Consider the following 24,922-nt stretch of genomic DNA (forward strand, 5'->3'; position numbering starts at 1 on the left):
AAGTCATGATGTGAATCGTCAATGAGTAGGTAAGGCAAATTATAGTGAAGCTGCAAACAAAAAAGGCACCCAAAGGTGCTTTTTCCGAAAAATGTGCTGAATGTTATTTTTCCAGCATGTTTTTTAGGTTTTCAAGACTGACGGTGAAAAGGCCTGTGACCGCATTTTTTGCTGCGTCATCGCCCAGTTCTGCTGGTGGTTCATGGCTACCGTGATAAGCGCGGAAAAACTTTGCTAACCATGTGACTTTGGAGCCACCATCAGTAGCTTCCACACTGACCCATGCTTTGTATTTACTGACAGGGAAAGCAGGTACTTCATGCATTTCACCATGGTCATCGACTTCACCCGCTTTGCTGATGTCCGTAATTTGATACATGTAGCTCATTTTTTCTTCGTCGAACTTTTTGAGCTTCTCAGATACGGTTGCTCCACCTTTCAGTGTCAACGTACGGGTAGCGCCTTTGTCGTTACCAGTGGCATCAGTCGCTTCAACGGGAGGTAGCCAAGTATGAGCACTGTCAAAGTTTTTAACCGCATTCCAGACAACAGCCGGCTCTGCGTTGATAACGATGCTTTCTTCTACTTTCAAGCGCGGTGCGCCGTGTGAGTATGCCAAAGCTGGCAACAGGGCAAGGCTTAGCAGTACGCCTTTTAATAATTGCTTCATAATTAGTCCTAATATTTCAGTTATTTTTTTGTTTAAGCTGGAAACAGCGGCGTTAAAATTAGCACCTTTTGTCCCTATCGACAATGTGAATTAGTCCTACTGGTCGATTGCCCGTTCGACAGTCGCTTTATCAAGATGTGCTGCAAAATACTCGATAAAGGCATACATATAACCACGTAAATAGCTGCCTTTTCGAATACCCATGTGGGTAACGCTGGGGTTAAATAAATGGCTGGCATCAATGGCTTTTAACGGGGCATCTTTAACTGGATCAAATGCCATGCTGGCAATAATACCAATGCCCAATTCCAGTTCGACATAGGTTTTGATGACATCGGCATCGGTAGCAGTAAAGACAACGTTGGGATGCAGGCCACGTTCAAGAAAAGACTGATCCTGCTGCGCACGGCCAGTGAAGCCCATTACATAGGTTAAAATCGGATAGTCAGCAATGGCTTCCAGCGTTAACTTTCCTTCATCTAATAGTGGATGTTCTGGCGGTACTACAACACAGCGATTCCATTCATAACACGGCAAGACCGCTAATTGCTCAAATTGAGATAAGCCCTCAGTGGCAATGGCAATATCTACCTGGCCTGTGGCGGCCATTTCTGCAACTTCAGGGGGCGTGCCCTGCACCATATTTAAATGCACATGTGGGTATTGCTCAGAGAAAGTTTTGATTGCCGGAGGCAAGGCGTAACGTGCTTGTGTGTGGGTTGTGCCTATAGATAAGGTGCCTGTTTGCTCACTGCGACTGTCTGCCGCGAGTTGACGAATATTATCGACATCTTGCAAAACACGCTCTGCCATCGCAATGACAGACTTTCCTACCGGCGTGATGCCTGTCAGGCGTTTGCCATGCCGTTCGAAAATTTGCAGCCCTAACTCTTCTTCGAGTTGTTGAACTTGATTGCTGACACCGGGCTGAGAGGCAAATAGGGCATTCGCCGCGGCAGAGATACTTAAACCACGTCTGGCTACCTCACGTACGTACTTGAGTTGTTGTATCTTCATAAGCTTTATATCTTTTCGTTATAACGATAGTAGATAATATTCGTTGATAGAATATTACTCTTTGGTAAACTTGTCAGCTTTCTTAATCTTAGTAGGCAACCAAGCAAGATGGAATGGGGCTTTATACTGGCGGGTTTATTTGTCGGCATTATGGTTGGCATGACCGGCGTCGGTGGTGGGTCATTGATGACCCCGATTCTGATTTTTGGCTTTTCGATTCAGCCTGCTATTGCTGTCGGCACCGACCTGCTGTTTGCTGCGATTACAAAGTCAGGAGGCATTTGGGCCTACTGGCGTCATGGCGTAGTAAAATGGAATGTGGTCATGCGGCTCGCTGCCGGTAGTCTTCCTGCTACGTTAATAACGCTGTGGGTTATGAATGCCACGGGCATGCATGAAGGCGATCATAATGAGTTGATAACCAAAGCATTGGGCGTTGCATTGATTCTAACGTCCAGTGCCTTGCTTTTGAAAGGTTGGATCGGGCGTTTATTACGGGCACAAGAAGGCCACCCTGTTGTCAATGCTTTGTATAGTTTGCGTCAGGATGAAGGCCATAAGGCGTTGTTCACGATTGTCACGGGCGCGCTTTTGGGCGTGATGGTGACCCTGTCATCGGTGGGCGCGGGCGCTTTGGGCGCGGTGATTTTGCTATTTCTATACCCCAAGATGAAAGGGGTCGAGATCGTCGCAACAGATATCGCTCATGCTGTGCCTCTCACTTTTGTCGCGGGACTGGGACACTCTGCTGTAGGTACAGTTGACTGGTCGTTGTTATTATATTTATTAGCTGGCTCGCTGCCCGGGATCGTGATTGGCAGCTTTCTGGGAGTCAGAATTTCTGATCAGATCTTGCGCCCTTTATTGGCCATTATTTTAATTTTGATAGGCATTAAATGTCTGCTTTAACTGAAGAACTGGATCTGACTTTGTACGGTTGTCCTATGCACTACATTAAAGCCAGAGAAGCGATTAAAAATATTGCGCTTGAGCAGGACATCAAGCTATTGGTGAATACAGGTAATGCTGTCACCGAAATGTTGAATAGTCTGCGCCAGGATGGCCAGCATTGTGAGATCACAACAGAAGATGTGCTGACCACAACAATCCTTGTGAGAAGAAAACGATGAGTGAAATACAAGAAGCACGTGCCGCCAAGGTTGATGCCGCAATTGCGGTACTGAAAGACATCGAGCAACAGTATTCGCCAGCCATACTGGCTTCAAGTTTTGGTGCCGAAGATATGGTACTGATGGATTTGATTTGCAAGCATGCACCAGGTATTGACATTTTCACGTTGGACACAGGGCGTTTGCCAAAACAAACTTATGATCTGATGCAGCAACTGACATCGCATTATGATAAAAAAGTGCAGGTGTTTTTCCCCGATGCTAGTGACATTGAAGCGTTTGTTACCAGCAATGGTCCGAATGCGTTTTACGATAGCGTTGAATTACGCAAACAATGTTGCGGTATTCGCAAAGTTGCACCACTCAAACGCGCATTAGAAGGTAAAAAAGCCTGGTTGACGGGGATGCGTCGTTCGCAGTCTGTGACCCGTGCAGAATTACCTGTGTCTGAGTGGGATGACGATCATGGCTTGCAAAAGTTTAGCCCATTAACAGATTGGTCTAACGGCGATGTCTGGGCTTACATCAAAGCAAATGAAGTGCCTTATAACACATTACATGACGAGGGCTATGCCAGCATTGGTTGTGCGCCTTGTACCCGAGCCATTGCGATGGGCGAAGATATTCGTGCCGGACGTTGGTGGTGGGAAGATCCTGAAAATAAAGAATGCGGTCTGCATGTCAAATCTAAGTAATAGAGAAAGATAAATGACTGAAAAACAATTAACACACCTTAAGCAGTTGGAAGCGGAAAGCATCCACATCATTCGTGAAGTGGCGGCAGAGTTTGAAAATCCGGTGATGCTGTACTCCATTGGTAAAGACTCAGCGGTAATGCTGCATCTGGCAATGAAAGCCTTTGCGCCGGGTAAACCGCCATTCCCTCTTATGCACATTGATACCACCTGGAAATTCCAGGAGATGGTCAAGTTCCGTGATCAGCGAGCGAAAGAGCTGGGACTTGACTTGATCGTGCACACCAATGAGGAAGGCAGAGAAGCGGGCATTAACCCGTTTGATCACCCTCGCTATACCGACATCATGAAAACCGATGCCTTAAAACAGGCATTGGATAAATATGGCTTTGACGCCGCATTTGGTGGTGCTCGTCGTGATGAGGAAAAGTCTCGTGCGAAGGAACGTGTGTACTCGTTTCGTGACAAAAACCATCGTTGGGATCCAAAAGCGCAGCGTCCTGAGCTATGGAATATCTACAACAGTAAGGTCAACAAAGGCGAAAGCATCCGTGTTTTCCCATTATCTAACTGGACCGAGCTGGATATCTGGCAATACATCTATTTGGAGCAGATTCCAATTGTGCCGCTTTACTACGCAGCAGAGCGCCCGGTAGTGGACTACAACGGTTTGACCATTATGGTTGATGATGACCGTATGCGTATTCCAGAAGGCCAAGAGCCGAGAATGGAAAAAGTCCGTTTCAGAACGTTGGGCTGCTACCCATTAACCGGCGCGGTTAAATCTGATGCAGACACCTTGCCTGAAATCATTCAAGAAATGTTATTAACCACGACCTCAGAACGTCAGGGTCGCGCTATTGACCACGACGAAGCGGGTTCAATGGAGAAGAAAAAACAAGAGGGTTACTTCTAGATGAGCACTGATAGTTCCTACCAATCTGATAGCTTGATTGCGACTGATATTGAAGCCTATCTGAAGCAGCATGAAAATAAGGAAATGCTGCGCTTTCTGACCTGCGGTAACGTCGATGATGGTAAAAGTACGCTGATTGGCCGTTTACTGCATGATTCTAAAATGATCTATGAAGATCAGTTAGAAGCAGTAACCCGTGACAGTGTGAAATCAGGCACTACCGGTGAACAAGTCGACTTAGCCTTGCTGGTGGATGGTCTTCAAGCAGAACGTGAGCAAGGCATCACAATTGATGTGGCATACCGTTATTTCTCGACCACCAAACGTAAATTCATTATTGCTGATACGCCTGGTCATGAGCAGTACACCCGTAATATGGCAACGGGGGCGTCTACCTGTCAGCTCGCGGTCATCCTGATTGATGCCCGTTATGGTGTACAGACTCAAACCCGACGTCATAGCTTTATCGCTTCATTGCTGGGCATCAAACATGTTGTTGTCGCGATTAACAAAATGGATTTGATGGAGTACAGCGAAGAAGTCTTTAACGATATTCGTAAAGACTACAGTGAGTTTTCGCGTGAACTTGAACTGGAAGATATTCACTTTGTGCCGATGTCCGCGTTGGTAGGCGACAATGTTGTTAACAAAAGTGAGAATATGCCGTGGTATGAAGGCGATACCTTGATGAATATTCTCGAAAACGTCGAAATCGCTAATGATCCTAACTTTGACGACATGCGCTTCCCCGTGCAATTTGTGAATCGTCCTAACCTAAATTTCCGTGGCTATTGTGGCACCTTGGCTTCCGGTATTCTGAAACCGGGTGATGACATTACTGTACTGCCATCAGGCAAAGAAAGTAAGGTGAAAGCAATCGTCACCTATGATGGTGATTTAGATCACGCCGTACCGGGTGAGGCGGTGACGGTGACATTGGACAATGAAATTGATGTCAGCCGTGGGGATATGATCGTTCATAGTAATCATCATCAACCCCATGTTTCCAGTCAGTTCAAAGCCATGGTGGTATGGATGACTGAGCAACCATTGGTTGCCGGTAAACAATACAGCATCAAGGTCGGCGTGAATGACAGTACCGGTTCGTTAACAGCAATTGATTATCAAATTGATGTCAACACACTGGAGCAAAATATTGTCAGTGAGTTGAAACTAAACGAAATTGGTTTATGTGAATTCTCTTTGAATAAACCGGTTGTGTTTGATAACTACAAACGTAACCGCAATACGGGCTCATTTATCATTATCGACCGCCTGACCAATGTCACCATTGGTGCAGGTATGATCGCTGATGCCGTGTCTGGCAATCATGAAATTGTGCCAGAAGGGGAGTTCTCAGCGTTTGAGCTCGAACTCAATGCCTTAATTCGTAAACACTTCCCTCATTGGGACGCGAAAGACTTAAGTCAATTACTCAAATAAGCTACACCAAAAGACGCCAACCTTTACATTCAAGGTTGGCGTCTTTTTTTGCTCATTATTCCTCTGTTGTTGCAATCCTTCATTACCACAACAATCTTCACTCCCTCGTAACATATAACTTGCTAGAGTTAGATTCATCGTACGTTACAAATAAAAATGACAGCATATTATAGTCATCGTTAAATACGATTAATAGTTATGTAATTAGTTGTTATACAGATTGTATGAGCAGTGTTAACTTAACACTCAGCATTAGAAATCAAATAGATCTGCTAAATCAGTGCATATTCACCACAAGAGGAGAGGGACTATGAGCGAAGACAAACAGCAAGCATCAGGAAAATGTCCAGTGATGCATGGCGGGGTCACCGAGTCTGGGGCGTCAAATACGAGTTGGTGGCCTGAGGCGCTGAACTTAGATATTTTGCATCAGCATGATACTAAAACCAATCCAATGGATGCTGGGTTCGATTACCGCAAAGAAGTTCGCAAACTGGACTTTGATGAACTCAAGAAAGATATGCATGCTTTGATGACCGATAGTCAGGATTGGTGGCCGGCTGATTGGGGCCATTATGGTGGTTTTATGATTCGTCTGGCTTGGCATGCCGCCGGTACCTACCGCATTGCTGATGGCCGTGGTGGTGGTGGCACAGGTAATCAACGCTTTGCACCGCTCAACTCCTGGCCGGATAACGTCAGTCTGGATAAAGCACGACGTTTGTTATGGCCGATTAAGAAAAAATATGGCAATAAAATATCCTGGGCTGATTTGATGATCCTGGCCGGTACAGTGGCCTATGAATCAATGGGGCTTCCAGCTTATGGTTTCTCTTTCGGTCGTGAAGATATTTGGCATCCAGAAAAAGACATTTACTGGGGCGCTGAGAAAGAATGGCTGGCACCATCAGACGAGCGTTATCAGAATGTGGACAAACCAGACACCATGGAAAACCCCTTAGCCGCGGTACAAATGGGGCTGATTTATGTTAACCCTGAAGGTGTAAATGGTGTGCCTGATCCGTTGAAAACAGCTGAACAGGTTCGTGTCACTTTCAAACGTATGGCAATGAATGATGAAGAAACCGTTGCGCTGACGGCGGGTGGCCACACGGTTGGTAAATGTCACGGTAATGGTGACGCCGATGCGTTGGGCGTAGAGCCCGAAGCGGCAGATGTCGAACAGCAAGGCTTTGGCTGGAGTAATCCAAGCCAGGGTGGAAAAGCGGGCAAGGCTGTGTCCTCAGGATTGGAAGGTGCTTGGACCTCAGAACCGACTCGATTCGATATGGGCTACTTCGAGTTACTTTTCGGTCATGAATGGGAATTGAAGAAGAGCCCGGCGGGTGCTTGGCAATGGGAACCTATCGACATCAGTGAAGAAAATAAACCCGTTGATGCTGACGATCCCGCTATTCGTCACAACCCGATTATGACCGATGCCGATATGGCGATGAAGATGGATCCAGACTTCTGTGCTATCTGTGAAAAATTCATGGCAGATCCGGACTATTTCAGAGATAGTTTTGCCCGCGCCTGGTTCAAACTGACGCATCGTGATTTGGGTCCAAAATCACGTTACATCGGCCCCGAGGTACCGGACGAAGATTTGATTTGGCAGGATCCCGTTCCTGCAGGCAACACGAATTACAGTGTCGAGACGGTCAAAGAAAAAATTGCTGACAGCGGCCTGAGTATCGCCGATATGGTGAGTACAGCGTGGGATAGTGCGCGTACTTTCCGTCAATCGGATATGCGTGGTGGTGCAAACGGTGCTCGTATTCGCTTGGCGCCACATAAAGATTGGCAAGGCAACGAGCCTGAACGTTTGGCGAAAGTATTAAACGTGTATGAAGCGCTTTCTGCCGAAACCGGTGCAAGTGTGGCCGATGTCATTGTACTGGCTGGTAGTGTCGGAATAGAGCGAGCAGCCAAAGCGGCAGGGTTTGATGTGGTGGTGCCATTTCTGAAAGGCCGAGGAGACGCGACGTCGGAGATGACTGATATTGAGTCTTTTGAGCCATTGGAACCGTTGGCGGATGGTTTCCGCAACTGGCAAAAACAAGACTACATCGTTAAGCCAGAAGAAATGTTGCTTGATCGTGCCCAGTTAATGGGACTGACTGCAGTAGAAATGACCGTGCTGCTTGGTGGTATGCGTGTACTCGGTACGAATTACGCAGGCACGAAGCATGGTGTTTTCACTGAGCATGAAGGCCAATTGAGCAATGACTTTTTTGTCAATCTGACTGATATGAAATACAAGTGGGTGCCGAAAGGTCGAAACGTGTATGACATCGTTGAACGCAAAACAGATGCCGTTAAATGGACTGCTACCAGAGTGGATCTGGTGTTTGGTTCTAATTCAATTTTGCGTTCTTATGCTGAAGTTTATGCACAAGATGATGCGAAAGAGAAATTTGTTAACGACTTCATTGCTGCTTGGGCCAAAGTAATGAATGCGGATCGTTTTGATGTGCAGTAAACAGATGTATTAATGGAAGGCACCATCTGTGTAATCCATTGATGTTTGAAAAGCGCTAAACTAAGGCAGAGGGTGAGAACCCTCTGCCTTTTTTATTTGGGGGTAGCTGCAATGCATTATGGTTTAATGCTGCCGCAGCGCATTTCCAATCAATCGAACTAAGCACAGAAATAGATAATTCAGACGAAAAGGGAAGGACACGGTGCAATTCAGGCGGTTTTTACAAAGGATAGACCTAAGATATATGCGTGAAGGACTTGCTCGTATCGGTCGTGTGAGGGCGGTGATTAATATTACTGCTATTGCTTGTTTGAGCTCGGTGTTGTTGTCGTCACTGATATGGTCACAGGCCTTTGGGCGAGAGATTGATTGGCAGCTAATCAGCACAGCTTCTGTGGTGCCAGCTTTGATCTGTCCGTTTGTCATGTGGTTTGTCATTCAAATGACGTTGGATTTGCATCACATGGAAAATAAAATGCGTTACCTAGCTAGCTATGATGACCTCACCGAGCTGTTAAGTCGGCGCGCATTTTTAACGTCTAGTCAAAAACTGTTCTCATTGATGAACCGCAGTCATAAGCCGTTTTCCATCGCTTACATCGATATTGATGATTTTAAGAAAATAAATGACAGTTATGGGCATGCGGCAGGAGATGAGGTGCTGAAATCATTTTCTGTCATCCTGGAGGTGCACACTCGTTCAAGTGACTTAGTTGGGCGAATTGGTGGTGAGGAGTTTGCCATCGCATTACCAGACACCGGAGCCCATGGGGCGGCACGGGTAGTAGAACTAATCCGAGAAGTATCAGAACAACAAATGCTTACTACATCGAGTAAAGCTACACTGAGTTATACCATTAGTATTGGCATCTCAACCAGTGACTCGAACAAAACTCAGACCCTGGAGCAATTAATTCAGCAGGCAGACAGGGCGCTATATGAAGCGAAAGTGGCAGGCAAGAACCGTATTATCCAGTTCGAAACAGAAACGCATTTCACCTGATTCATCATATCGAGGTGCTGATGGGCTGCAAAACCTTACCCCAGGCATCCATTTTTTGTTCCAGTGTCAATGCTGCATGAGCGGGGCTGGTGGAAGGTAAACGCTGGTAGGCAAGTTTTTGCTGTGGTACAGAATGAGCGTTGAGCACATGCCGACGAAACAACTCTTCGGCTTTAGCTCCATTAAATATAATTATTTCAATCTCAGGATAGTGACTCAGAAATTGTCTGAAGTCATTCGCTTGGACGGAGTTAGCGTCAATATGTTGATCCAGGCTGCCGGGACGGTGGCAGGCTTTGAGTACATCCCAAACTGCTACGCCTTTTGCCGTGAGAAGTTGGCAGCGATGAGGGTATGGGGTGTTGATGTCCAAATCGAATATTTCAGCCATGATCGGCCAGAAAGCATTGCGAGGGTGGGCGTAGTACTGCTGAGCTTGCAGAGAGGCGATGCCGGGCATTGAGCCCAAGATCAGTACTTTTGGATTGCTGCCGACAAGTGGTGGAAAACTATAACTAAGTGGTTTGTTGGTCATTTACTGGTATAGCTTGCCTTGATGTCGAATCCAGCCATGCGGGTGTTTATTTGCCGGATCATGATGCGTCCAATGAACCACACCGCCTTTATCATTCCATTCATATTCACCAAATAGACTGATTTCATCACCGATTTCTAAATTCTCAACACGAGGGGCTAGATCGATATTATGTGCAATCAATAAGGTATGGCCGTCGGCTAATTCAATTAGAAAGCGCTGATGTCGGCTACCACGATTATCATCAGCAAAAAGCCGACTTACTTCACCGGATACTTCAACTAAGACATCACTGCGTTTTTGCTGAAATAATTCTGCAATCGGCGATGTTTGTTGAGCAACCTCATCAGTGTTGTCTGGCTGATAATGGCTGGCGCCATATATCAAAACGATGAATGCGCCAAGCAACCAAAGGCGTTGCGTTTGTCGTTTGCTTTTAGACATGGTTAAGCGTCTTTATGAACAGTTTAGTGAACTATTCTGACATAAAATAACGTGACAATTTGTGATGTACCTCTGAGGGATGATTGCTGGACCAAGCGTAATTTCAATAAGCACACCGCGCATAATGTTGATAGGTCAATGAAATTGTTGTGCGGGACTGTACGCCGCGTTTAGCCAACAAGGCGAGTCGTGATGCGGTATTTAGATTATTAATGAATATGGATATAGTTATTTATAATTTCCTGTTATAAGCCGCCCCGTTTATAATAGTGGGTCCGGTATTTAGAGTTTTTAGAGATCTTAAATGTATCAATACGATAAGTATGACCAAACTATGGTCGATCAGCGGGTTGCTCAATTCCGCGATCAGACACGCCGCTTTTTAGCTGGCGAACTGACCGAAGAGCAATTTCGTCCGTTGCGACTGGCGAACGGTCTTTATATCCAAATTCATGCACCGATGCTGCGTATCGCTGTACCTTACGGCATGATGTCGTCGGTTCAAGTTCGCAAAATCGCCGATGTCGCGCGTCGTTACGATAAAGGCTTTGTGCATTTCACTACCCGCACAAACTTTCAGATGAACTGGCCGAAATTGGAAGATGTGCCTGAAATTCTGGCGGAATTAGCTACCGTTCAGATGCACGCAATTCAAACCAGTGGTAACGATATCCGTAACACCACCACAGATCAGTTTGCCGGTATTCTGGCAGACGAAGTGGAAGACCCTCGTCCATGGGCTGAAATTATCCGTCAGTGGTCTACCTTCCACCCGGAATTTGCTTATCTGCCACGGAAATTCAAGATTGCGATCATCGGTACAAAAGAAGACCGTGCAGCAACGCAATTACATGATATCGGTCTGCGAATCGTCAAAAATAAAGATGGTGACGTTGGCTTTGAAGTGCTGGTCGGTGGTGGCTTAGGTCGTACCCCAGTTATTGGCGTGCAGATTCGTCCATTCCTCGAAAAAGAAGATTTACTGTCTTATCTGGAAGCCATTTTGCGTGTGTATAACCGCTTGGGGCGTCGAGATAACAAGTACAAAGCACGTATCAAAATCACGGTTCGTGAACACGGTATTAACCATATCCGTGAATTGGTTGAAGCGGAGTGGGTACAAATTCGCGAACAGTTAAAACTGGACCAGAAAGAAATTGATCGAGTGAAAGCGTTCTTCACAGAGCCTGAATATGATGCATCTGCAGCAGAAGATACGAGCTTTGAGGCAATGCAGGCAGACAGCGAAGAGTTTGCTCGTTGGGTAAAACAAAACACGTTCAAACATAAAATTCCAGGCTACAAAGCGGTTTATGTCTCTCTGAAAAAACCAGGTTTAGCGCCAGGTGATATCACCTCTGAACAACTCGAAGTGGTTGCTGATTTGGCCGATGAATTCAGTTTAGGCGAAGTACGTGCGACACATACACAGAACTTGGTTCTGGCTGATGTCAAACAAGGCGACTTGTATGCGTTATGGTTGCGCTTGAGCGCAGAAGAATTGGCGACACCTAACATCAATACCCTGACAGATATTATCTGCTGCCCGGGGCTTGATTATTGTGGCCTGGCGAATGCGACTTCTATTCCGTTGTCGAAACAAATTGCAGAACGTTTTGATGATCAGGATTACCTTCATGACTTGGGTGATATCAAGATCAAATTCTCAGGCTGCATGAATGGCTGTGCGCATCAAAGCGTAGGGCATATCGGTATTCTGGGTGTCGATAAGAAAGGTGAAGAGTGGTATCAGTTCACCTTAGGTGGCAGTGCTGAAGAAGATGCATCTATCGGTGAACGTCTTGGTAAGGCGATTCCTAAAGAAGATGTTGTCGATACAGTGGGTCACTTGTTAGATGCTTATGTTGATCTTCGCCATGAAGATGAATCTTTCCTTGCGACGGTTCGTCGTGTCGGCGTTGATCCATTTAAGGAGCGTGTATATGCAGATAATTAAAGACCGTGAGATTGTCGAAGATAACTGGTTACATCTTGATGATGAAGCCGAGTTGGCTGCAGGCAATATCACTATCTCGCTATCACGCTGGCAGGAGCAACACGAAAAACTGGAAAATCATGAAGGTGGTTTAGGTATTCGCCTCAGTGGTGACGATCCGTTGGAAGAAGTTATCCCGGATCTGGCTCGTTTTTCTCTTGTGGTGCTTATTTTTCCTGCCTTTACCGATGGTCGTTGTTATTCCTATGCGCGCCTGTTGCGTGATCGTTATGACTTCAAAGGCGAAATTCGTGCTCAGGGTGATGTGTTACATGACCAGCTGTTTTATATGGCGCAATGTGGCTTTAACAGCTTTGAGCTTGCCAATCCGAAACGACTAACGAATGCTTTGACCGCGTTTGATGATTTTTCTGAAAGTTATCAAACCACTGTGTTAAGACCTGAACCACTCTACCGTCGCCGATAAGCGAACCTATGTCATGGCTGTATACGCGATTGGCGATGTTCAAGGCTGTTATGACGAATTGATCAAAATGCTGGATCACATTAAGTTTGATCCAGCGCATGATCAGATCTGGCTGGCAGGTGATTTAGTTAATCGTGGCCCAAAATCTGTTGAAGTGCTCCGCTTTGCTAAACAGTTGGGTGCTAGTTGTATTAGTGTTTTAGGCAACCATGATCTGCATCTGCTGGCGAATGCCGCTGGTGTGGTTGAATTTCATCATCATATGGACACGATTCAATCGGTGCTGAATGCGCCCGATTGTGATGAGTTAATGGACTGGCTACGACAGCAACCATTATTTCATCATGATGCCGATTTACAGTTCAGTATGGTTCATGCCGGTCTACCGCCTGAGTGGTCAGTTGATGAAGCGCTGATAAGGGCTGAAGAAGTAGAGTCGGTTATTAAAAGTGATAACTGGCGTGATTTTTTCGCCCACATGTATGGCAATAAACCGAAACGCTGGTCACCTAAGCTGGAAGGTTGGGATCGTCTACGCTTTATAACTAATTGCTTTACCCGACTGCGATATTGTCACGAAGATGGTCGACTTGCGCTCAAGTTTAAAGGGGCGCCAGAGGATAAACCGCTGCACCAAAAGCCTTGGTTTGAAATGGCTAATCGTGCCAGTCAAGACGATCGTATTGTGTTTGGCCATTGGTCGACCTTAGGGGTTGGGCAGTATGGAAACGTGTTCTCGCTCGATAGTGGCGCGGTGTGGGGCGAGACATTGACGGCGGTGAGGATTGATCAGCAGCCTTTTGAATGGATCACGGTTGCAGCGGATCCTGCGGGATTACCGCATGCAAAAAACAAACAAAAGAAGTCTAGGCGCTGGCTTTAACCGAAGGTTAGCCAAGTCTGAGACAATATGAGTACAATGATTTTTAATTCAACCTTGGATCTTTAACAATTCACCCTGTCAGTCCATTGTCATCCATGAATGACAACAAGGCATTTGAAAAAAAGACCAAGTATATAAATTTAAGTGACAAAAATAGGCGTTATAAACAATGATCTATGCGTTACGTCAAATTGAGGCTACAAAATAATGGCTGGTGGATTACCACGCACTAAGGCACGCCGTGCAGCAGTTCAAGCGCTTTATCAGGCGCTCGTAAATAATGAAACACCACAAAAAGCGGGGTTGGAATTCGTTACCGCTGAGTATGCTGATAAAATCGACAGAAAATATTTCACGACCCTGATTGAAGGCACTATCAAATATCAACAAGCCATTGATGCTGAGCTTAGTGAAGCGGTAGATCGTGATTTAAACGCCGTGGATCCTGTAGAGATATCAGTGTTGCGTCTTGCTGTTTTTGAGTTTATGCATTTGCCTGAAATTCCTTATCGCGTTGTATTGAACGAAGCGGTTGAACTCGCTAAATCGTTTGGCGGCGAACAAGGGCATAAATACGTCAATGGTGTGTTGGATAAAATGGGGGCACGCTTAAGACCCCATGAATACCAGGCGGCTAAATCGTCGCGTGGTAAAAAATAACGCTAAGCCTGTGTTTGTTATTTAAGACAATCGGTTAGCCTTGTGGCCTTATCTGAGTTTTCTCTGATTCAGCAGTATTTTGCTGAACTGACTGCCAAACGTGATGATGTCGTGTTGGGAATCGGTGATGACTGTGCATTATTGCAATGTCCGCCACAGCACCAACTCGCTGTCTCTATTGATACCTTAGTTGAAAACGTACATTTCTTTGCCGATGTGGATCCGCACACCCTCGGCCATAAAAGCTTGGCCGTTAGTCTCAGTGATTTGGCGGCCATGGGTGCGACACCTGCTTGGTTTACTTTAGCACTGACGTTGCCTGAGGTGAATGAAGCTTGGCTCAAACAATTTTCGGCTGGGCTTGCTGAGCTGGCAATACAACATAATATTCAACTGGTGGGTGGTGATACGACGCGTGGGCCACTATGCATCAGTATTCAAGTGCATGGCTTTGTTGAAAATAATCAGGCTTTTCGTCGTGATCAAGCCAACAACGGTGATCTTATTTTTGTCAGTGGCACACTCGGCGATGCCGGTGCCGCACTCAAACATCGCCTCGATAACTGGTCACCAGCAGAATTAACGGCTGATGATTGGCAGTATTTACAGCATCGCCTAGAATTACCTACCCCACAAAACAACTTGGTAGAAACCCTACGAGGCAATACCACAGCGGCAATTGATATCTCCGATGGTTTATTGGCAGATTTAGATCATATCTTGTCAAAGAGTGGTAACGGCGCTGTCATTGACCTAGATAAACTGCCATTGTCTGATGCCCTGACCAAGTTGCCATTCGAGCAAGCCAGCCAGTTAGCATTGAATTCTGGTGATGATTACGAGCTATGTTTTACCGTGCCGGCTACTAAGGTCGACAACTTGGCACCGATTGCCGACAAGATCAGCTGTATTGGTGAAATAACGGCTGAAAAAGCACTGATATTGCGAGACCAAACTGGTCAACAGAGACATTATGATGCAAGGAAAGGCTATGACCACTTCGGTGCCTGACGTTAATTTTAAAACATTGCTTAAAAATCCGGCGGCATTCATTGCTTATGGGTTTGGTGCCGGACTCAGTCCTAAAGCGCCGGGCACTATGGGTACATTGGTGGCGATTCCAATTTATTGGTTGATTCAAGACTGGTCATTATTCGCTTACTTGACCTTTACAGTAGTAGCCTTTTTATTCGGTATTTGGATTTGCCAACGTACAGTTGATTGGCTTAAACAAGATGACCCGGGTGCGGTTGTTTGGGACGAAGTTGTGGGCTACCTGGTAACGATGATTGCCGCTCCCCAAGGCTGGGCCTGGATTATCACTGGCTTTGTCTTATTCAGAATTTTCGACATACTCAAACCTTGGCCTGTCAGCCTTGCCGATAAAAAACTCCACGGCGGTTTGGGCATTATGCTTGATGATGTCATTGCCGGTGCGATGGCCGCTGCCGTGATGGTCTTGATTCAACTCTGGTAGCACCAGAAAAATAGCGCCGGGAGTTGCCTCCCGACGCGGTGTTTTCTTTATAAGCTATGATTCTGAGTGCCGTGCTGTGCAATTTTAATCGCACCCAGTTTGGCGGCAATACGACCAGTTTCTTCCCAGTCCTTACCATGCATAATGCCGTGTAATAAACCAGCACGATAGGCATCACCACAGCCTGTCGGATCGACGATAGCTTCGGCTTTGTCGCAAGGGATATCAATACGTTTATTTTCTGTGTAGATATGCGAGCCTTGAGCGCCACGAGTAATAATTAAGGCATCGACATGACGAGCAATTTCTTCTTCGGGTAAACCGGTTCTGTCCATAAACAGCTGCGCTTCATAATCGTTTAAGGCGATGTAAGTCGCTTGTTCAGCAAACTGCATTAACTCGTCGCCATTGAACATTGGCAAGCCTTGACCTGGATCGAAAATAAAGGGAATCCCAGCGGCTTTAAGCTGCTCAGCATGTTGAACCATGCCATCACGTCCATCAGGAGCGACAATGGCTAATGTCACGCCGTCAGCTTCGCTAATGGGCGTTTCATGGGCAAGATTCATCGCACCGGGGTGAAATGCAGTGATCTGGTTGTCATCCATATCGGTAGTAATAAATGCTTGAGCAGTATAGTGACCTTGTTTGACATGAACATGTTGACGACTGATGTCGTTTTTATCCATCCACTCAGCATAAGGGCCAAAGTCTGTTCCCACGGTACCCATCGGTAAGGGATTATCACCGAGTAGTTTCAGGTTATAAGCAATATTACCGGCACAGCCCCCAAACTCACGGCGAAGCTCAGGTACAAGGAAAGCAACATTCAGCATATGCACTTTATCAGGCAGGATGTGGTTTTTGAATTTGTCCGGGAAAACCATGATGCTGTCATACGCAAAAGAGCCACAGATAAGTGCAGACATAGAGATTACCTTTATTGAATTTCGAGTTGTTGCTGGCTGGCTGAGATTTTGAGCTCACCCGCTAAAAACTGTTCTAATTTCTGACCGACAATTTCATGTCGCCAACCATGTTTGATGGGAGAATCTTGGTCACGAACAAGCGCCTCGATGTCTTTCCTTGTTGCAACAGCAACTGGGGTGATGGTTTGCTCATCGCAAAGTTTACGCAACAATCCCATCAGGGCATCAACTAAAGCGTCTTGTTGATTGCTAAGCGGTTGTGGTCGTTTCATCACTGGCCACTGCTCTTGTGGTACTGCTTTGCCAGCTTCAATCGCTTTTAATATTGCTTGGCCATGACGGTCAATATCACGTGACTCCAGACCTCGGATCTTATTCATTGCATCCAAGGATGAAGGTGAAAAACGAGCCAGATCGAGCATAACGTCATCTTTAATTATCCAGCGACGGGGTAAGTTTTGTTTGATAGCACGTTGCTCTCGCCACACGCCAAGTTGTTGGAGAACTGCAAGTTGTGAACTTTTAAGGCGACCGGAACCTTTGATGCGCAGCCAGCTGCTTTCTGGGTTTGATTGGTATGTTTCAGTTGCTGACAGCGTTGCAAAGTCTTCTTTTAACCAGTTAATGCGACCTGTATCGACTAATTTTGCTTCAAGCTGGTGATAAAGTTCACGAAGATAACGCACGTCATCGGCCGCATAATCAATTTGTTCTGGTGACAAAGGGCGTTGCCGCCAATCGGTGCGGGCATGTGCTTTATCCAGATCAACATTGAGACACTGTTTGACTAAGTTACCGTAGCCAATCTGATCGCCATAACCTAAAACGGTTGCTGCAAGCTGAGTATCAAAGACCTGCTGGGGCAAAGCATCACGCAGTAAAAACAATAGTTCCAGATCTTGCCTTGCTGCATGAAAGACTAAGGTCATATCTGTGCGATAAAACACATCCATTAATGGCGACAAATCGTCAATTTTCAGTGGGTCAACACAGGCGATGACATCATCATTGGCAACCTGAATCAGGCAGAGTTGAGGGTAATAAGTCTTTTCGCGATGAAACTCGGTGTCAATGGCAAGCCACGTGCTTTCCGCAAGTTGTTCACACAGGTCTTTGAGGCCGGCGCTGCTATCTATAAACTGAATGGTCATGAACTGTGTCTTAACAAAAGGAACACAGTATAGCCAGTTTGGTGATTAATTCATAACACGGCTCATGCTGACGACATCAGCAATCGCACCGACAATTAGGTCAGGTTGATCAAGATGAATGTCATGGCCGCTGGTGTTGGCAAATAAGTGTTGACTGATAGGGGATAATTTCCATAAGTCTTGCTGAAGTTGTACCCAAATCTTTTCACGCATTTCAGCATCATCACGGTCTTTCCATTCAGATAATCCGCGGCTGATAACGATCAAGGGTACACGAGGGAAGTCATGATAACGCTTCACTTGTAAGGTGCTTTGATAAAGTGAGGAAATCTCTGCCCGTGCTGCATGAAAAGCACGCTCCCTCAGCGCAATTGCTTTATCACTGACTGTATCGTTTGCTTTGGGCAAAATTAAGATATTGCCTTTGCGATCGAAGTGTTTGGGTAATTTGATATTCAGTTTTTCATACTGACTCTCATGCGATGCATCAACCAATACCATGCCAGCTATTTTCTGTGGATGCTGAGCGGCGAACACGCGCATGTTATAGCCTCCAAAAGAATGCCCCACCAACACGAGAGGACCAGAGATATTAGCTTTTTGAATGAGTTTTGAAACTTCATTGGAGATGATCAAACTGCTTCTGGGCTGCGGTCCTGCATCGCTCCAGCCGTAACCTGGTCTATCAAACACACAGGTACGGGTATCTACAGACGATTTGTTTTGGATATCAAACCAATCTGTGGAGTCATCGCCTAATCCGGCATCAATCAGGACCGTCGGTTCTCCCATACCTTTACAAAGCATATGGATACTATAGCCACCGACATCGTAGCGTTTGCCTGGTGTCGGCGGGAAGTCTCCTGCGTAACTTATGGTTGCCAGCAGGGTCATTAAAAATGACAGGTATGCAGTTAGTCTGACGATCATCTCTAAAACTCCGACAAGATACTAAATCAGAGTTACAGAGTCCGTGTGAAGTTCCTGTTAAGGTCTGCTAGTGATTGATTTTACTGATAATATATTGTCTGAGTGTGTGCTCATCAAATGGCCACTCAAGCTCTTCTCCATCTTCGAACTTTATGACCAGAATGCGTATGCCATACCGCTCTACTAATGCATCGTCGTCACCAATCTCTATAGCTGTGACATTAACGGGGAAGTCTTCAGCGATGGGGGGGAATAACGCTGCTGCTTGTTCACACAAGTGACAACCGGCCGTAGTAAAAAGAGACAGCTGCATCATTTTTCCAACAAACGGGGGATTAAATCGATAAAGTTACAGGGTTTGTGACTGGCATCAAGCTGATCATGTAGGATTTCATCCCAGCCTGTTCGGCAGGCACCAGAGGAACCCGGCAGGCTGAAAATAAATGTGCCATTAGCAACACCTGCCACCGAACGAGATTGTACTGTTGAGGTTTTGATGACTTGATATGACAGGCTACGGAACAGTTCACCAAATCCTTCGATTTCTTTATCGAATAAGACTTTTACGGCTTCTGGTGTGCCATCACGTCCGGTCAATCCGGTTCCTCCTGTCGTAACGACAACATGCACGTCTGGATCGGCAATCCATTGAGAGACAATCGCACGGATTTGATAAATATCATCTACGACAATTTGTCGATGAATAACACGGTGCCCATCTTTGCTTGCCTTGTCTTCAAGCACTTTTCCTGATGTATCATTGTCAAAAGTGCGAGAGTCGGAAATAGTCAAAATCGCGATATTGACAGGAATAAATTCTGAATTCATGAATTTGGATCTCAGTTTTCATTAAGCAAAGCCAGTATAGTCAGCAACCGTACAGCGGTCTAGAATGCTGGAATAATTTGGAGGAAAAATAATGAAAAAACTCGTTTTAGCAACCATAGTGGCGACTGCTTTAAGTGGCTGTGCCGCAAATGACCCGAATCAGAAAACAAAAGCAGGTGCTGCGATTGGTGCAGCAGCTGGTGCATTAGTGGGGTATGCGGTAGATGATGGTGCTGGTGGTGTGATTGCGGGCGCTGCTGTGGGTGCATTGGCAGGTGGTGGTGTTGGTCGCTACATGGACAATCAACAAAAAGAAATGGAAGCCGCTTTAGCCGAGGAACAAGCCCGGCATGAGCTTGAGATTCAGCAATTGGAAAATGAAACGCTGAAAATTGATATTGCTAACGAGGTCTCTTTCGATTTCGATAGTGCTGCGTTGAAATCGGCTTTTACACCGACTTTGAGCAAAGTGGCAGATGTGCTGCAACGCTATCCAAACACGATCATTCATGTTGTCGGCCATACTGACAGTGTGGGCTCAGAAAGTTACAATCAACGTCTTTCTGAACGTCGAGCACAATCAGTGGTAGATTATTTCTCATCACGAGGTGTTGCAACAGGACGTTTGTACGCGATTGGTCGAGGTGAAACAGAACCCCGTGCCACTAACGAAACAGAAGCTGGGCGTCAGTTAAATCGTCGCGTGGAAATCTTTGTAAAACCGGTTGTAGAAGGACAAGAATCTGAAGCCTACCAAGCGCCGTAAAAATCCAAAAACGGCAAGTCATACCCCATTGGATCCTGATGTCATTTTCGGCCTGCACGCTGTGCAGGCCGCTTTAGATGTGCCCGTCAGTCGTATTAAAGAAATCTGGTTAGCGGCTGATCGTCAAGACCAGCGTGTAGATGCTTTGTTGAAAGCGGCAGAGCAACAAGGCGTTGTGGTGCATAAAGCAGAACGTGACACCTTGGATAAAATTGCACCGAATGTGCAGCATCAAGGGTGCGCAGCACGGTGTAAACCACTGGAAAGTCTTGATGAAAAAGGGCTGATGACGCTGGTTGAATCACTCAATGAACCTGCTTTATTGTTGATCCTGGATGGTGTTCAAGATCCACATAATTTGGGCGCTTGTCTGCGAACTGCGGAAGCGGCCGGTGCGCATGCTGTGATTGCGCCTAAGGATCGCGCTTCTGGTCTAACCGCGACGGCGGTTAAAATATCCAGTGGTGCGGCGGAAAGAGTGCCTTTTGCGCAAGTCACGAATTTATCTCGTTTAATGCGAGAATTGCAAGATGCCGGGGTTTGGCTGGTAGGGACATCAGGTGATTCAGAACTCAGCCTTTTTCAAGCTGAATTGAAAGGATCAATGGCCATTGTTCTTGGCGCTGAAGGTAAGGGAATTCGTCGTCTGACACGGGATAACTGTGATCAGGTCGTTTATATTCCTATGCAAGGTGAAGCTGAAAGTCTTAATGTCTCGGTGGCGGCCGGTGTATGCTTATATGAAGCTTATCGTCAACGTCACTTGTGAGTTGAAGTGAAAACCAAGTAAACTATTAGATTGCCTTTAGTTAAATTCACGCAAAACTCCTTTGCTTTATGGCACATGTCATAAAGCTGTATAAACCGTGAGGAGCTCTAATGAGACATTACGAAATCGTGTTTCTGGTCCACACCTGATCAGAGTGACAAGTACCTGGCATGATCGAGCGTTATACACAAACGCTGACTAGCCAAGGCGGCACAATCCACCGTCAAGAAGACTGGGGCCGTCGTCAACTGGCTTATCCCATCAACAAAGTGCACAAAGCACACTACGTTTTGATGAATGTGGAATGTGATGTTGAACAACTCAACGAAGTCACCACTGCATTCCGTTTCAACGATGCTGTTATCCGTCATCTGGTTGTAAACATGGATGAGGCTGCTACTGAGCCTTCACCTATGATGCAAAAAGATGAAGAGAAAAAATCAGCTTAATGCTGCTTTAGCAATTTAGGAGATATCACATGGCACGTTTTTTTAGACGTAGAAAATTTTGTCGCTTTACCGCTGAAGGCGTTAAGCAAATCGATTATAAAGATGTAAATTTGCTGAAAAATTACGTCACTGAAACAGGAAAAATCGTACCCAGCCGTATCACAGGTACTAAAGCGCGTTACCAACGTCAGCTGTCTACTTGTGTGAAGCGTGCGCGTTTCCTTGCATTGTTGCCTTACTGCGACATGCACAAGTAATTCAGTTGATTAAAACACCTGAAGTTTACGTTTAGTTACTAAGTTATGCTGCGAGGAATTGCAGATTTCGCCATGCAGGGTAGATGGCAGGCGGCCATCGCTACAGCGATATTGTCTGTCGCGGCGATGATGTTGCCACCGCTCAACTACCTGGCCAGTGGCGTGATTGCCCTGACTACATTAAGAATGGGGCCACGTGAAGGCGCTAGAGTCGTTACCGCGACCCTAATTGTATTCGCATTATTGGCTGGTTTTCTGTTGGGGCAGTTATGGGTTGCAGGTTTGATTTTGCTATCCAGCTGGTTACCGGTTTTTTTGGCAACACTGGCATTGGGGTATACCCGTTCATTTGCAACGGCTCTGTTATCCGCAACCGGTGTTGGGCTGTTTATTGTTGTGTTGATGCACCTGCTTATTCCCGATGTAACGGGATGGTGGCAGCAAATCATCGAACCGTTTATGGCCACGGTCAGTGAACAACCAGGTTGGCAGTTGGATCAAGTGCAAACACAGCAATTGACCAGCCGTTTGTCTGGCATGATGACTGGTTTGATTGCTGCGGGGGTAAGTATTAACGCAGTGGTAGGACTGATTATTGGTCGTGCATGGCAATCAAAACTCTATAATCCGGGCGCATTTGGCAATGAGTTTAGACAACTTAGCCTAGGGAAACCCGTCGCGATGTTTACGGCGGTGCTGATGATTTTGGCTTTAACGCCAATCAGTGGCACATGGTCACTGTTGGTAGATTGCTTAGCGGTGATGCTGGTGGCATTTGGCATTCAAGGCTTAGCGATTGTTCATGCCATTGTCGTAGCACGAGACAAGAGTAAAGCATGGTTAGTAACGATGTATGTATTGCTGGTTATCATGTTGCCACAAATGGTGATGATGTTAGCCACATTAGGTGTTTTGGATCAGTGGTTTAATTTTCGTAAACGCTCCCAAACGGAGTAATTACGAGTATTTGAATAAGCAGTTTGGACACTGCGAACGAGGGTAGAACGATGCAAGTAATTTTGCTAGAAAAAGTTCAAAAGCTTGGAAATCTGGGCGACGAAGTCAGCGTAAAATCTGGTTTTGGTCGTAATTTCCTGGTACCGACTGGTAAAGCTTTACCAGCCACCAAGTTAAACAGAGAAAAGTTTGAAGCACGTCGTGCTGAACTGGAAGCAGCAGCAGCCAAAGTATTGGCAGAAGCTGAAAGCCGCAAAACTAAGCTGGAAGCAGCGGGTGAGCTGGCTATCATGGCTAACGCGGGCGTTGAAGGTAAACTGTTCGGTTCAATCACAGCAGCAGAAATCGCTGATGCGTTAAACGCAGCAGGTGCTGATGTCGATCGTAACGAAGTGCGTCTGCCAACTGGCCCACTGCGCCACACAGGTGAATATAACATCGACGTGCAATTGCATGCTGACGTTGTAGTTTCTGTGAAAACAGTAGTGACGTCTGAAGCAGAACTGCAGGCAAAAGCACAAGCCGAAGAAGCCAAGAAAGCGCGCGAAGCCGCCTTGGAAGAAGCGGAAGCGATTGCTAAAGCACAAGAAGAAGCTTAAGAAAAACTGGGATCGGATTTGTCCGATCCCATTTTCTGCTATGCTCACAGTCTCGCTGTGAGTTGTTAGTTATCTGTTAGGGGTTAGGTGGCACTGTGGAAGAAATTAGCTATCCAGATACGTTCAAGGATACCGCCACAGAGGCACTGAAAGTCCCGCCACATTCAGTCGAAGCTGAGCAATCTGTACTCGGCGGTCTTATGCTTGATAATGGCGCTTGGGAACAAGTGGCCGATGTGCTTGTTGAGCAAGACTTTTATCGACACGATCACCGTCTTATCTATCGCGCCATCGTCCAGCTGATGGAGCAATCCCAGCCTGTTGACGTAATTACTCTCGCCGAATGGCATGACAAGCGTGGTGAATTAGATCAAGTCGGGGAAGTCGCTTATCTGGGCTCTCTAGCCCGTAATACCCCCACCGCTGCCAATATAGCCGCTTATGCCGACATTGTTCGTGAGCGCTCCATCTTGCGTCAGTTAATTCAGGTCGGTAATAACATTTCCAATATGGCCTTCAAGCCTGAAGGCATGACCAAAGAAGAAATGTTAGATATGGCTGAGCGTCATGTCTTTGAGATTGCCGAAAAAGGTGCCAAACGCGGTGGCGGTTTTGTACAGGTAAAAAATGTCCTGAGTCAGGTTGTCGATAGAATCGATCAGCTGTTTGAGCGTGACAGTCATATCACTGGCCTTGCAACCGGATTTATTGATTTCGATAATGACACTACGGGCTTACAGCCCGCGGATTTGGTTATCGTGGCAGGTCGTCCCTCGATGGGTAAAACGACCTTTGCGATGAATATTGCGGAAAATGCCGCGATCAGTAGTAAAGAGCCCGTTGCTGTATTCAGTATGGAGATGCCGGCAGATGCGCTGGCAATGCGTATGCTTTCCTCATTGGGACGTATTAACCAGCAAAACCTCAGAACCGGTAAATTGAAAGATGATGACTGGCCAAGGCTGACATCCGCTATCGGTCTGCTTAATGAGGCACCTTTATTTATTGATGACACGCCGGCTTTGAGTCCCACAGAATTACGTGCTCGAGCACGGAGACTAAAGCGCGAGCATGGACTAAGTCTAATCGTGATTGACTATTTGCAGCTAATGCAAGGTAGTGGCAAAGGCGGTGAGAATCGGGCAACAGAGATTTCTGAAATTTCTCGTTCCCTAAAGGCTTTGGCAAAAGAACTCAATGTACCGGTAATTGCACTTTCTCAGTTGAATCGAAGCCTTGAGCAACGTCCGGATAAGCGTCCTGTAATGTCTGATCTGCGTGAGTCCGGCGCCATTGAGCAGGATGCCGATTTAATTGTGTTTATTTACCGTGATGAAGTCTATAACTCGGAATCTGAGCATAAGGGTATTGCAGAAATTATTATCGGTAAACAGCGTAATGGACCTATTGGTAAAACCAGACTCACATTCCAGGGACAATTTACTAAGTTTGAGAATTTTGCCCCCGGATACTATGACGACGGAGCCGGCTACGACGGACCTTAAT

At 46.2% G+C, this 24,922-nt stretch carries 29 protein-coding genes; 20 read left to right on the forward strand and 9 right to left on the reverse strand.

Annotation, left to right across the window (positions count from 1 at the left end; genetic code table 11):
• Window positions 1-103: 103 nt before the first annotated feature.
• Window positions 104-670 (reverse strand): SRPBCC family protein, encoded by a 567-nt coding sequence (locus tag MDMS009_RS12555; protein WP_008291883.1) that lies wholly within the window; start codon window positions 668-670, stop codon window positions 104-106.
• Between the two features lie 96 nt (window positions 671-766).
• Window positions 767-1,687, reverse strand: a complete 921-nt coding sequence (cysB, locus tag MDMS009_RS12560; RefSeq protein ID WP_008291901.1) for an HTH-type transcriptional regulator CysB — start codon at window positions 1,685-1,687, stop codon at window positions 767-769.
• 108 nt (window positions 1,688-1,795) lie between these two features.
• Here cysB and MDMS009_RS12565 point away from each other — a divergent pair, with 108 nt between their 5' ends.
• The 7 genes from MDMS009_RS12565 (at window position 1,796) to MDMS009_RS12595 (ending at window position 9,359) form a co-directional block, all read left to right on the forward strand.
• Entirely contained in the window at window positions 1,796-2,596 is an 801-nt protein-coding gene (locus MDMS009_RS12565) for a sulfite exporter TauE/SafE family protein (protein WP_008291885.1), read from the forward strand.
• Window positions 2,584-2,817 carry a sulfurtransferase TusA family protein gene (locus MDMS009_RS12570; protein WP_008291890.1) on the forward strand — a complete coding sequence of 78 codons (234 nt, stop codon included), beginning with the start codon at window positions 2,584-2,586 and terminating at the stop codon, window positions 2,815-2,817. Before MDMS009_RS12565 ends, MDMS009_RS12570 begins: the two co-directional genes overlap by 13 nt.
• Window positions 2,814-3,512: a phosphoadenylyl-sulfate reductase gene (locus tag MDMS009_RS12575; protein WP_008291913.1), complete on the forward strand. Its 699-nt coding sequence runs from the start codon at window positions 2,814-2,816 to the stop codon at window positions 3,510-3,512. The genes MDMS009_RS12570 and MDMS009_RS12575 overlap by 4 nt, the downstream gene beginning before the upstream one ends.
• Before the next feature lie 13 nt (window positions 3,513-3,525).
• Window positions 3,526-4,428, forward strand: a complete 903-nt coding sequence (gene cysD, locus MDMS009_RS12580) for a sulfate adenylyltransferase subunit CysD (RefSeq protein ID WP_043888349.1) — start codon at window positions 3,526-3,528, stop codon at window positions 4,426-4,428.
• A complete protein-coding gene (gene cysN / locus MDMS009_RS12585) occupies window positions 4,429-5,871 on the forward strand; it encodes a sulfate adenylyltransferase subunit CysN (RefSeq protein WP_008291889.1) in 1,443 nt (480 codons plus the stop codon).
• Between the two features lie 310 nt (window positions 5,872-6,181).
• Window positions 6,182-8,356: a catalase/peroxidase HPI gene (katG, locus tag MDMS009_RS12590; RefSeq protein WP_008291899.1), complete on the forward strand. Its 2,175-nt coding sequence runs from the start codon at window positions 6,182-6,184 to the stop codon at window positions 8,354-8,356.
• 244 nt (window positions 8,357-8,600) lie between these two features.
• Window positions 8,601-9,359 carry a GGDEF domain-containing protein gene (locus tag MDMS009_RS12595; protein ID WP_008291905.1) on the forward strand — a complete coding sequence of 253 codons (759 nt, stop codon included), beginning with the start codon at window positions 8,601-8,603 and terminating at the stop codon, window positions 9,357-9,359.
• Between the two features lie 4 nt (window positions 9,360-9,363).
• Here the strand turns inward: MDMS009_RS12595 and MDMS009_RS12600 are convergent, their stop codons facing one another.
• Window positions 9,364-9,894, reverse strand: coding sequence for a DNA-deoxyinosine glycosylase (locus MDMS009_RS12600; protein WP_008291896.1), 531 nt, complete (start codon window positions 9,892-9,894; stop codon window positions 9,364-9,366).
• A complete protein-coding gene (locus MDMS009_RS12605; RefSeq protein WP_036314521.1) occupies window positions 9,895-10,338 on the reverse strand; it encodes a DUF3465 domain-containing protein in 444 nt (147 codons plus the stop codon).
• Window positions 10,339-10,642: 304 nt separating this feature from the next.
• On the opposite strand from MDMS009_RS12605, the gene MDMS009_RS12610 reads away from it, so the two are divergent.
• The 6 genes from MDMS009_RS12610 (at window position 10,643) to MDMS009_RS12635 (ending at window position 15,781) form a co-directional block, all read left to right on the forward strand.
• The gene (locus MDMS009_RS12610; RefSeq protein ID WP_008291911.1) at window positions 10,643-12,295 is read left to right on the forward strand and encodes a nitrite/sulfite reductase; all 1,653 of its coding nucleotides are present in this window, start codon (window positions 10,643-10,645) and stop codon (window positions 12,293-12,295) included.
• Window positions 12,282-12,761, forward strand: coding sequence for a DUF934 domain-containing protein (locus tag MDMS009_RS12615; protein WP_008291870.1), 480 nt, complete (start codon window positions 12,282-12,284; stop codon window positions 12,759-12,761). The genes MDMS009_RS12610 and MDMS009_RS12615 overlap by 14 nt, the downstream gene beginning before the upstream one ends.
• A gap of 13 nt (window positions 12,762-12,774) precedes the next feature.
• A complete protein-coding gene (locus tag MDMS009_RS12620) occupies window positions 12,775-13,644 on the forward strand; it encodes a symmetrical bis(5'-nucleosyl)-tetraphosphatase (RefSeq protein ID WP_008291914.1) in 870 nt (289 codons plus the stop codon).
• 207 nt (window positions 13,645-13,851) lie between these two features.
• The gene (nusB, locus tag MDMS009_RS12625) at window positions 13,852-14,304 is read left to right on the forward strand and encodes a transcription antitermination factor NusB (protein WP_008291894.1); all 453 of its coding nucleotides are present in this window, start codon (window positions 13,852-13,854) and stop codon (window positions 14,302-14,304) included.
• A 42-nt stretch (window positions 14,305-14,346) separates the two neighbouring features.
• Window positions 14,347-15,315, forward strand: a complete 969-nt coding sequence (gene thiL, locus MDMS009_RS12630; protein WP_008291873.1) for a thiamine-phosphate kinase — start codon at window positions 14,347-14,349, stop codon at window positions 15,313-15,315.
• Window positions 15,296-15,781 carry a phosphatidylglycerophosphatase A family protein gene (locus MDMS009_RS12635; protein ID WP_043888350.1) on the forward strand — a complete coding sequence of 162 codons (486 nt, stop codon included), beginning with the start codon at window positions 15,296-15,298 and terminating at the stop codon, window positions 15,779-15,781. The genes thiL and MDMS009_RS12635 overlap by 20 nt, the downstream gene beginning before the upstream one ends.
• Before the next feature lie 47 nt (window positions 15,782-15,828).
• Here MDMS009_RS12635 and MDMS009_RS12640 read toward each other — a convergent pair whose 3' ends face one another.
• From MDMS009_RS12640 to moaB, 5 genes are all read right to left on the reverse strand, one after another.
• Window positions 15,829-16,710 carry a carbohydrate kinase family protein gene (locus MDMS009_RS12640; RefSeq protein ID WP_043888351.1) on the reverse strand — a complete coding sequence of 294 codons (882 nt, stop codon included), beginning with the start codon at window positions 16,708-16,710 and terminating at the stop codon, window positions 15,829-15,831.
• 11 nt (window positions 16,711-16,721) lie between these two features.
• Window positions 16,722-17,861, reverse strand: a complete 1,140-nt coding sequence (rnd, locus tag MDMS009_RS12645) for a ribonuclease D (protein WP_008291874.1) — start codon at window positions 17,859-17,861, stop codon at window positions 16,722-16,724.
• 45 nt (window positions 17,862-17,906) lie between these two features.
• Window positions 17,907-18,791 carry an alpha/beta fold hydrolase gene (locus MDMS009_RS12650; protein WP_008291919.1) on the reverse strand — a complete coding sequence of 295 codons (885 nt, stop codon included), beginning with the start codon at window positions 18,789-18,791 and terminating at the stop codon, window positions 17,907-17,909.
• 67 nt (window positions 18,792-18,858) lie between these two features.
• Window positions 18,859-19,107 (reverse strand): glutaredoxin family protein, encoded by a 249-nt coding sequence (locus tag MDMS009_RS12655; protein ID WP_043888352.1) that lies wholly within the window; start codon window positions 19,105-19,107, stop codon window positions 18,859-18,861.
• Window positions 19,104-19,619 (reverse strand): molybdenum cofactor biosynthesis protein B, encoded by a 516-nt coding sequence (moaB, locus tag MDMS009_RS12660; RefSeq protein ID WP_008291920.1) that lies wholly within the window; start codon window positions 19,617-19,619, stop codon window positions 19,104-19,106. The genes MDMS009_RS12655 and moaB overlap by 4 nt, the downstream gene beginning before the upstream one ends.
• Window positions 19,620-19,710: 91 nt before the next feature.
• On the opposite strand from moaB, the gene MDMS009_RS12665 reads away from it, so the two are divergent.
• The 7 genes from MDMS009_RS12665 to dnaB all read left to right on the forward strand — a co-directional run bounded on the left by MDMS009_RS12665 (window position 19,711) and on the right by dnaB (window position 24,921).
• A complete protein-coding gene (locus MDMS009_RS12665) occupies window positions 19,711-20,385 on the forward strand; it encodes an OmpA family protein (RefSeq protein ID WP_008291878.1) in 675 nt (224 codons plus the stop codon).
• Between the two features lie 61 nt (window positions 20,386-20,446).
• Window positions 20,447-21,154, forward strand: coding sequence for a 23S rRNA (guanosine(2251)-2'-O)-methyltransferase RlmB (gene rlmB / locus MDMS009_RS12670; RefSeq protein WP_237700527.1), 708 nt, complete (start codon window positions 20,447-20,449; stop codon window positions 21,152-21,154).
• A 170-nt stretch (window positions 21,155-21,324) separates the two neighbouring features.
• Entirely contained in the window at window positions 21,325-21,603 is a 279-nt protein-coding gene (rpsF, locus tag MDMS009_RS12675; protein ID WP_008291884.1) for a 30S ribosomal protein S6, read from the forward strand.
• Between the two features lie 29 nt (window positions 21,604-21,632).
• Entirely contained in the window at window positions 21,633-21,860 is a 228-nt protein-coding gene (gene rpsR, locus MDMS009_RS12680) for a 30S ribosomal protein S18 (protein WP_036314498.1), read from the forward strand.
• A 45-nt stretch (window positions 21,861-21,905) separates the two neighbouring features.
• On the forward strand, window positions 21,906-22,817 hold the full coding sequence (locus tag MDMS009_RS12685) for a DUF2232 domain-containing protein (protein ID WP_036314496.1): 912 nt from the start codon (window positions 21,906-21,908) through the stop codon (window positions 22,815-22,817).
• A 50-nt stretch (window positions 22,818-22,867) separates the two neighbouring features.
• On the forward strand, window positions 22,868-23,416 hold the full coding sequence (gene rplI / locus MDMS009_RS12690; protein ID WP_008291915.1) for a 50S ribosomal protein L9: 549 nt from the start codon (window positions 22,868-22,870) through the stop codon (window positions 23,414-23,416).
• Window positions 23,417-23,511: 95 nt separating this feature from the next.
• On the forward strand, window positions 23,512-24,921 hold the full coding sequence (gene dnaB, locus MDMS009_RS12695) for a replicative DNA helicase (RefSeq protein WP_008291904.1): 1,410 nt from the start codon (window positions 23,512-23,514) through the stop codon (window positions 24,919-24,921).
• Window position 24,922: the final 1 nt, after the last annotated feature.

It is taken from the genome of Methylophaga thiooxydans DMS010, from assembly GCF_000156355.1.
In the GTDB taxonomy this organism is placed as follows: Bacteria; Pseudomonadota; Gammaproteobacteria; order Nitrosococcales; family Methylophagaceae; genus Methylophaga; species Methylophaga thiooxydans.

Coding starts and splice junctions, on each gene's coding strand:
- MDMS009_RS12635 (WP_043888350.1), top strand. CDS start 15,296: ATGACCACTTCGGTGCCTGACGTTAATTTTAAAACATTGCTTAAAAAT.
- moaB (WP_008291920.1), bottom strand. CDS start 19,619: ATGAATTCAGAATTTATTCCTGTCAATATCGCGATTTTGACTATTTCC.
- MDMS009_RS12575 (WP_008291913.1), top strand. CDS start 2,814: ATGAGTGAAATACAAGAAGCACGTGCCGCCAAGGTTGATGCCGCAATT.
- MDMS009_RS12655 (WP_043888352.1), bottom strand. CDS start 19,107: ATGATGCAGCTGTCTCTTTTTACTACGGCCGGTTGTCACTTGTGTGAA.
- MDMS009_RS12570 (WP_008291890.1), top strand. CDS start 2,584: ATGTCTGCTTTAACTGAAGAACTGGATCTGACTTTGTACGGTTGTCCT.
- MDMS009_RS12650 (WP_008291919.1), bottom strand. CDS start 18,791: ATGATCGTCAGACTAACTGCATACCTGTCATTTTTAATGACCCTGCTG.
- MDMS009_RS12640 (WP_043888351.1), bottom strand. CDS start 16,710: ATGTCTGCACTTATCTGTGGCTCTTTTGCGTATGACAGCATCATGGTT.
- MDMS009_RS12615 (WP_008291870.1), top strand. CDS start 12,282: ATGCAGATAATTAAAGACCGTGAGATTGTCGAAGATAACTGGTTACAT.
- rpsF (WP_008291884.1), top strand. CDS start 21,325: ATGATCGAGCGTTATACACAAACGCTGACTAGCCAAGGCGGCACAATC.
- MDMS009_RS12555 (WP_008291883.1), bottom strand. CDS start 670: ATGAAGCAATTATTAAAAGGCGTACTGCTAAGCCTTGCCCTGTTGCCA.
- MDMS009_RS12605 (WP_036314521.1), bottom strand. CDS start 10,338: ATGTCTAAAAGCAAACGACAAACGCAACGCCTTTGGTTGCTTGGCGCA.
- MDMS009_RS12610 (WP_008291911.1), top strand. CDS start 10,643: ATGTATCAATACGATAAGTATGACCAAACTATGGTCGATCAGCGGGTT.
- katG (WP_008291899.1), top strand. CDS start 6,182: ATGAGCGAAGACAAACAGCAAGCATCAGGAAAATGTCCAGTGATGCAT.
- rnd (WP_008291874.1), bottom strand. CDS start 17,861: ATGACCATTCAGTTTATAGATAGCAGCGCCGGCCTCAAAGACCTGTGT.
- rplI (WP_008291915.1), top strand. CDS start 22,868: ATGCAAGTAATTTTGCTAGAAAAAGTTCAAAAGCTTGGAAATCTGGGC.
- MDMS009_RS12600 (WP_008291896.1), bottom strand. CDS start 9,894: ATGACCAACAAACCACTTAGTTATAGTTTTCCACCACTTGTCGGCAGC.
- MDMS009_RS12565 (WP_008291885.1), top strand. CDS start 1,796: ATGGAATGGGGCTTTATACTGGCGGGTTTATTTGTCGGCATTATGGTT.
- cysB (WP_008291901.1), bottom strand. CDS start 1,687: ATGAAGATACAACAACTCAAGTACGTACGTGAGGTAGCCAGACGTGGT.
- MDMS009_RS12665 (WP_008291878.1), top strand. CDS start 19,711: ATGAAAAAACTCGTTTTAGCAACCATAGTGGCGACTGCTTTAAGTGGC.
- MDMS009_RS12685 (WP_036314496.1), top strand. CDS start 21,906: ATGCTGCGAGGAATTGCAGATTTCGCCATGCAGGGTAGATGGCAGGCG.
- MDMS009_RS12595 (WP_008291905.1), top strand. CDS start 8,601: ATGCGTGAAGGACTTGCTCGTATCGGTCGTGTGAGGGCGGTGATTAAT.
- MDMS009_RS12620 (WP_008291914.1), top strand. CDS start 12,775: ATGGCTGTATACGCGATTGGCGATGTTCAAGGCTGTTATGACGAATTG.
- cysN (WP_008291889.1), top strand. CDS start 4,429: ATGAGCACTGATAGTTCCTACCAATCTGATAGCTTGATTGCGACTGAT.
- cysD (WP_043888349.1), top strand. CDS start 3,526: ATGACTGAAAAACAATTAACACACCTTAAGCAGTTGGAAGCGGAAAGC.
- nusB (WP_008291894.1), top strand. CDS start 13,852: ATGGCTGGTGGATTACCACGCACTAAGGCACGCCGTGCAGCAGTTCAA.
- rpsR (WP_036314498.1), top strand. CDS start 21,633: ATGGCACGTTTTTTTAGACGTAGAAAATTTTGTCGCTTTACCGCTGAA.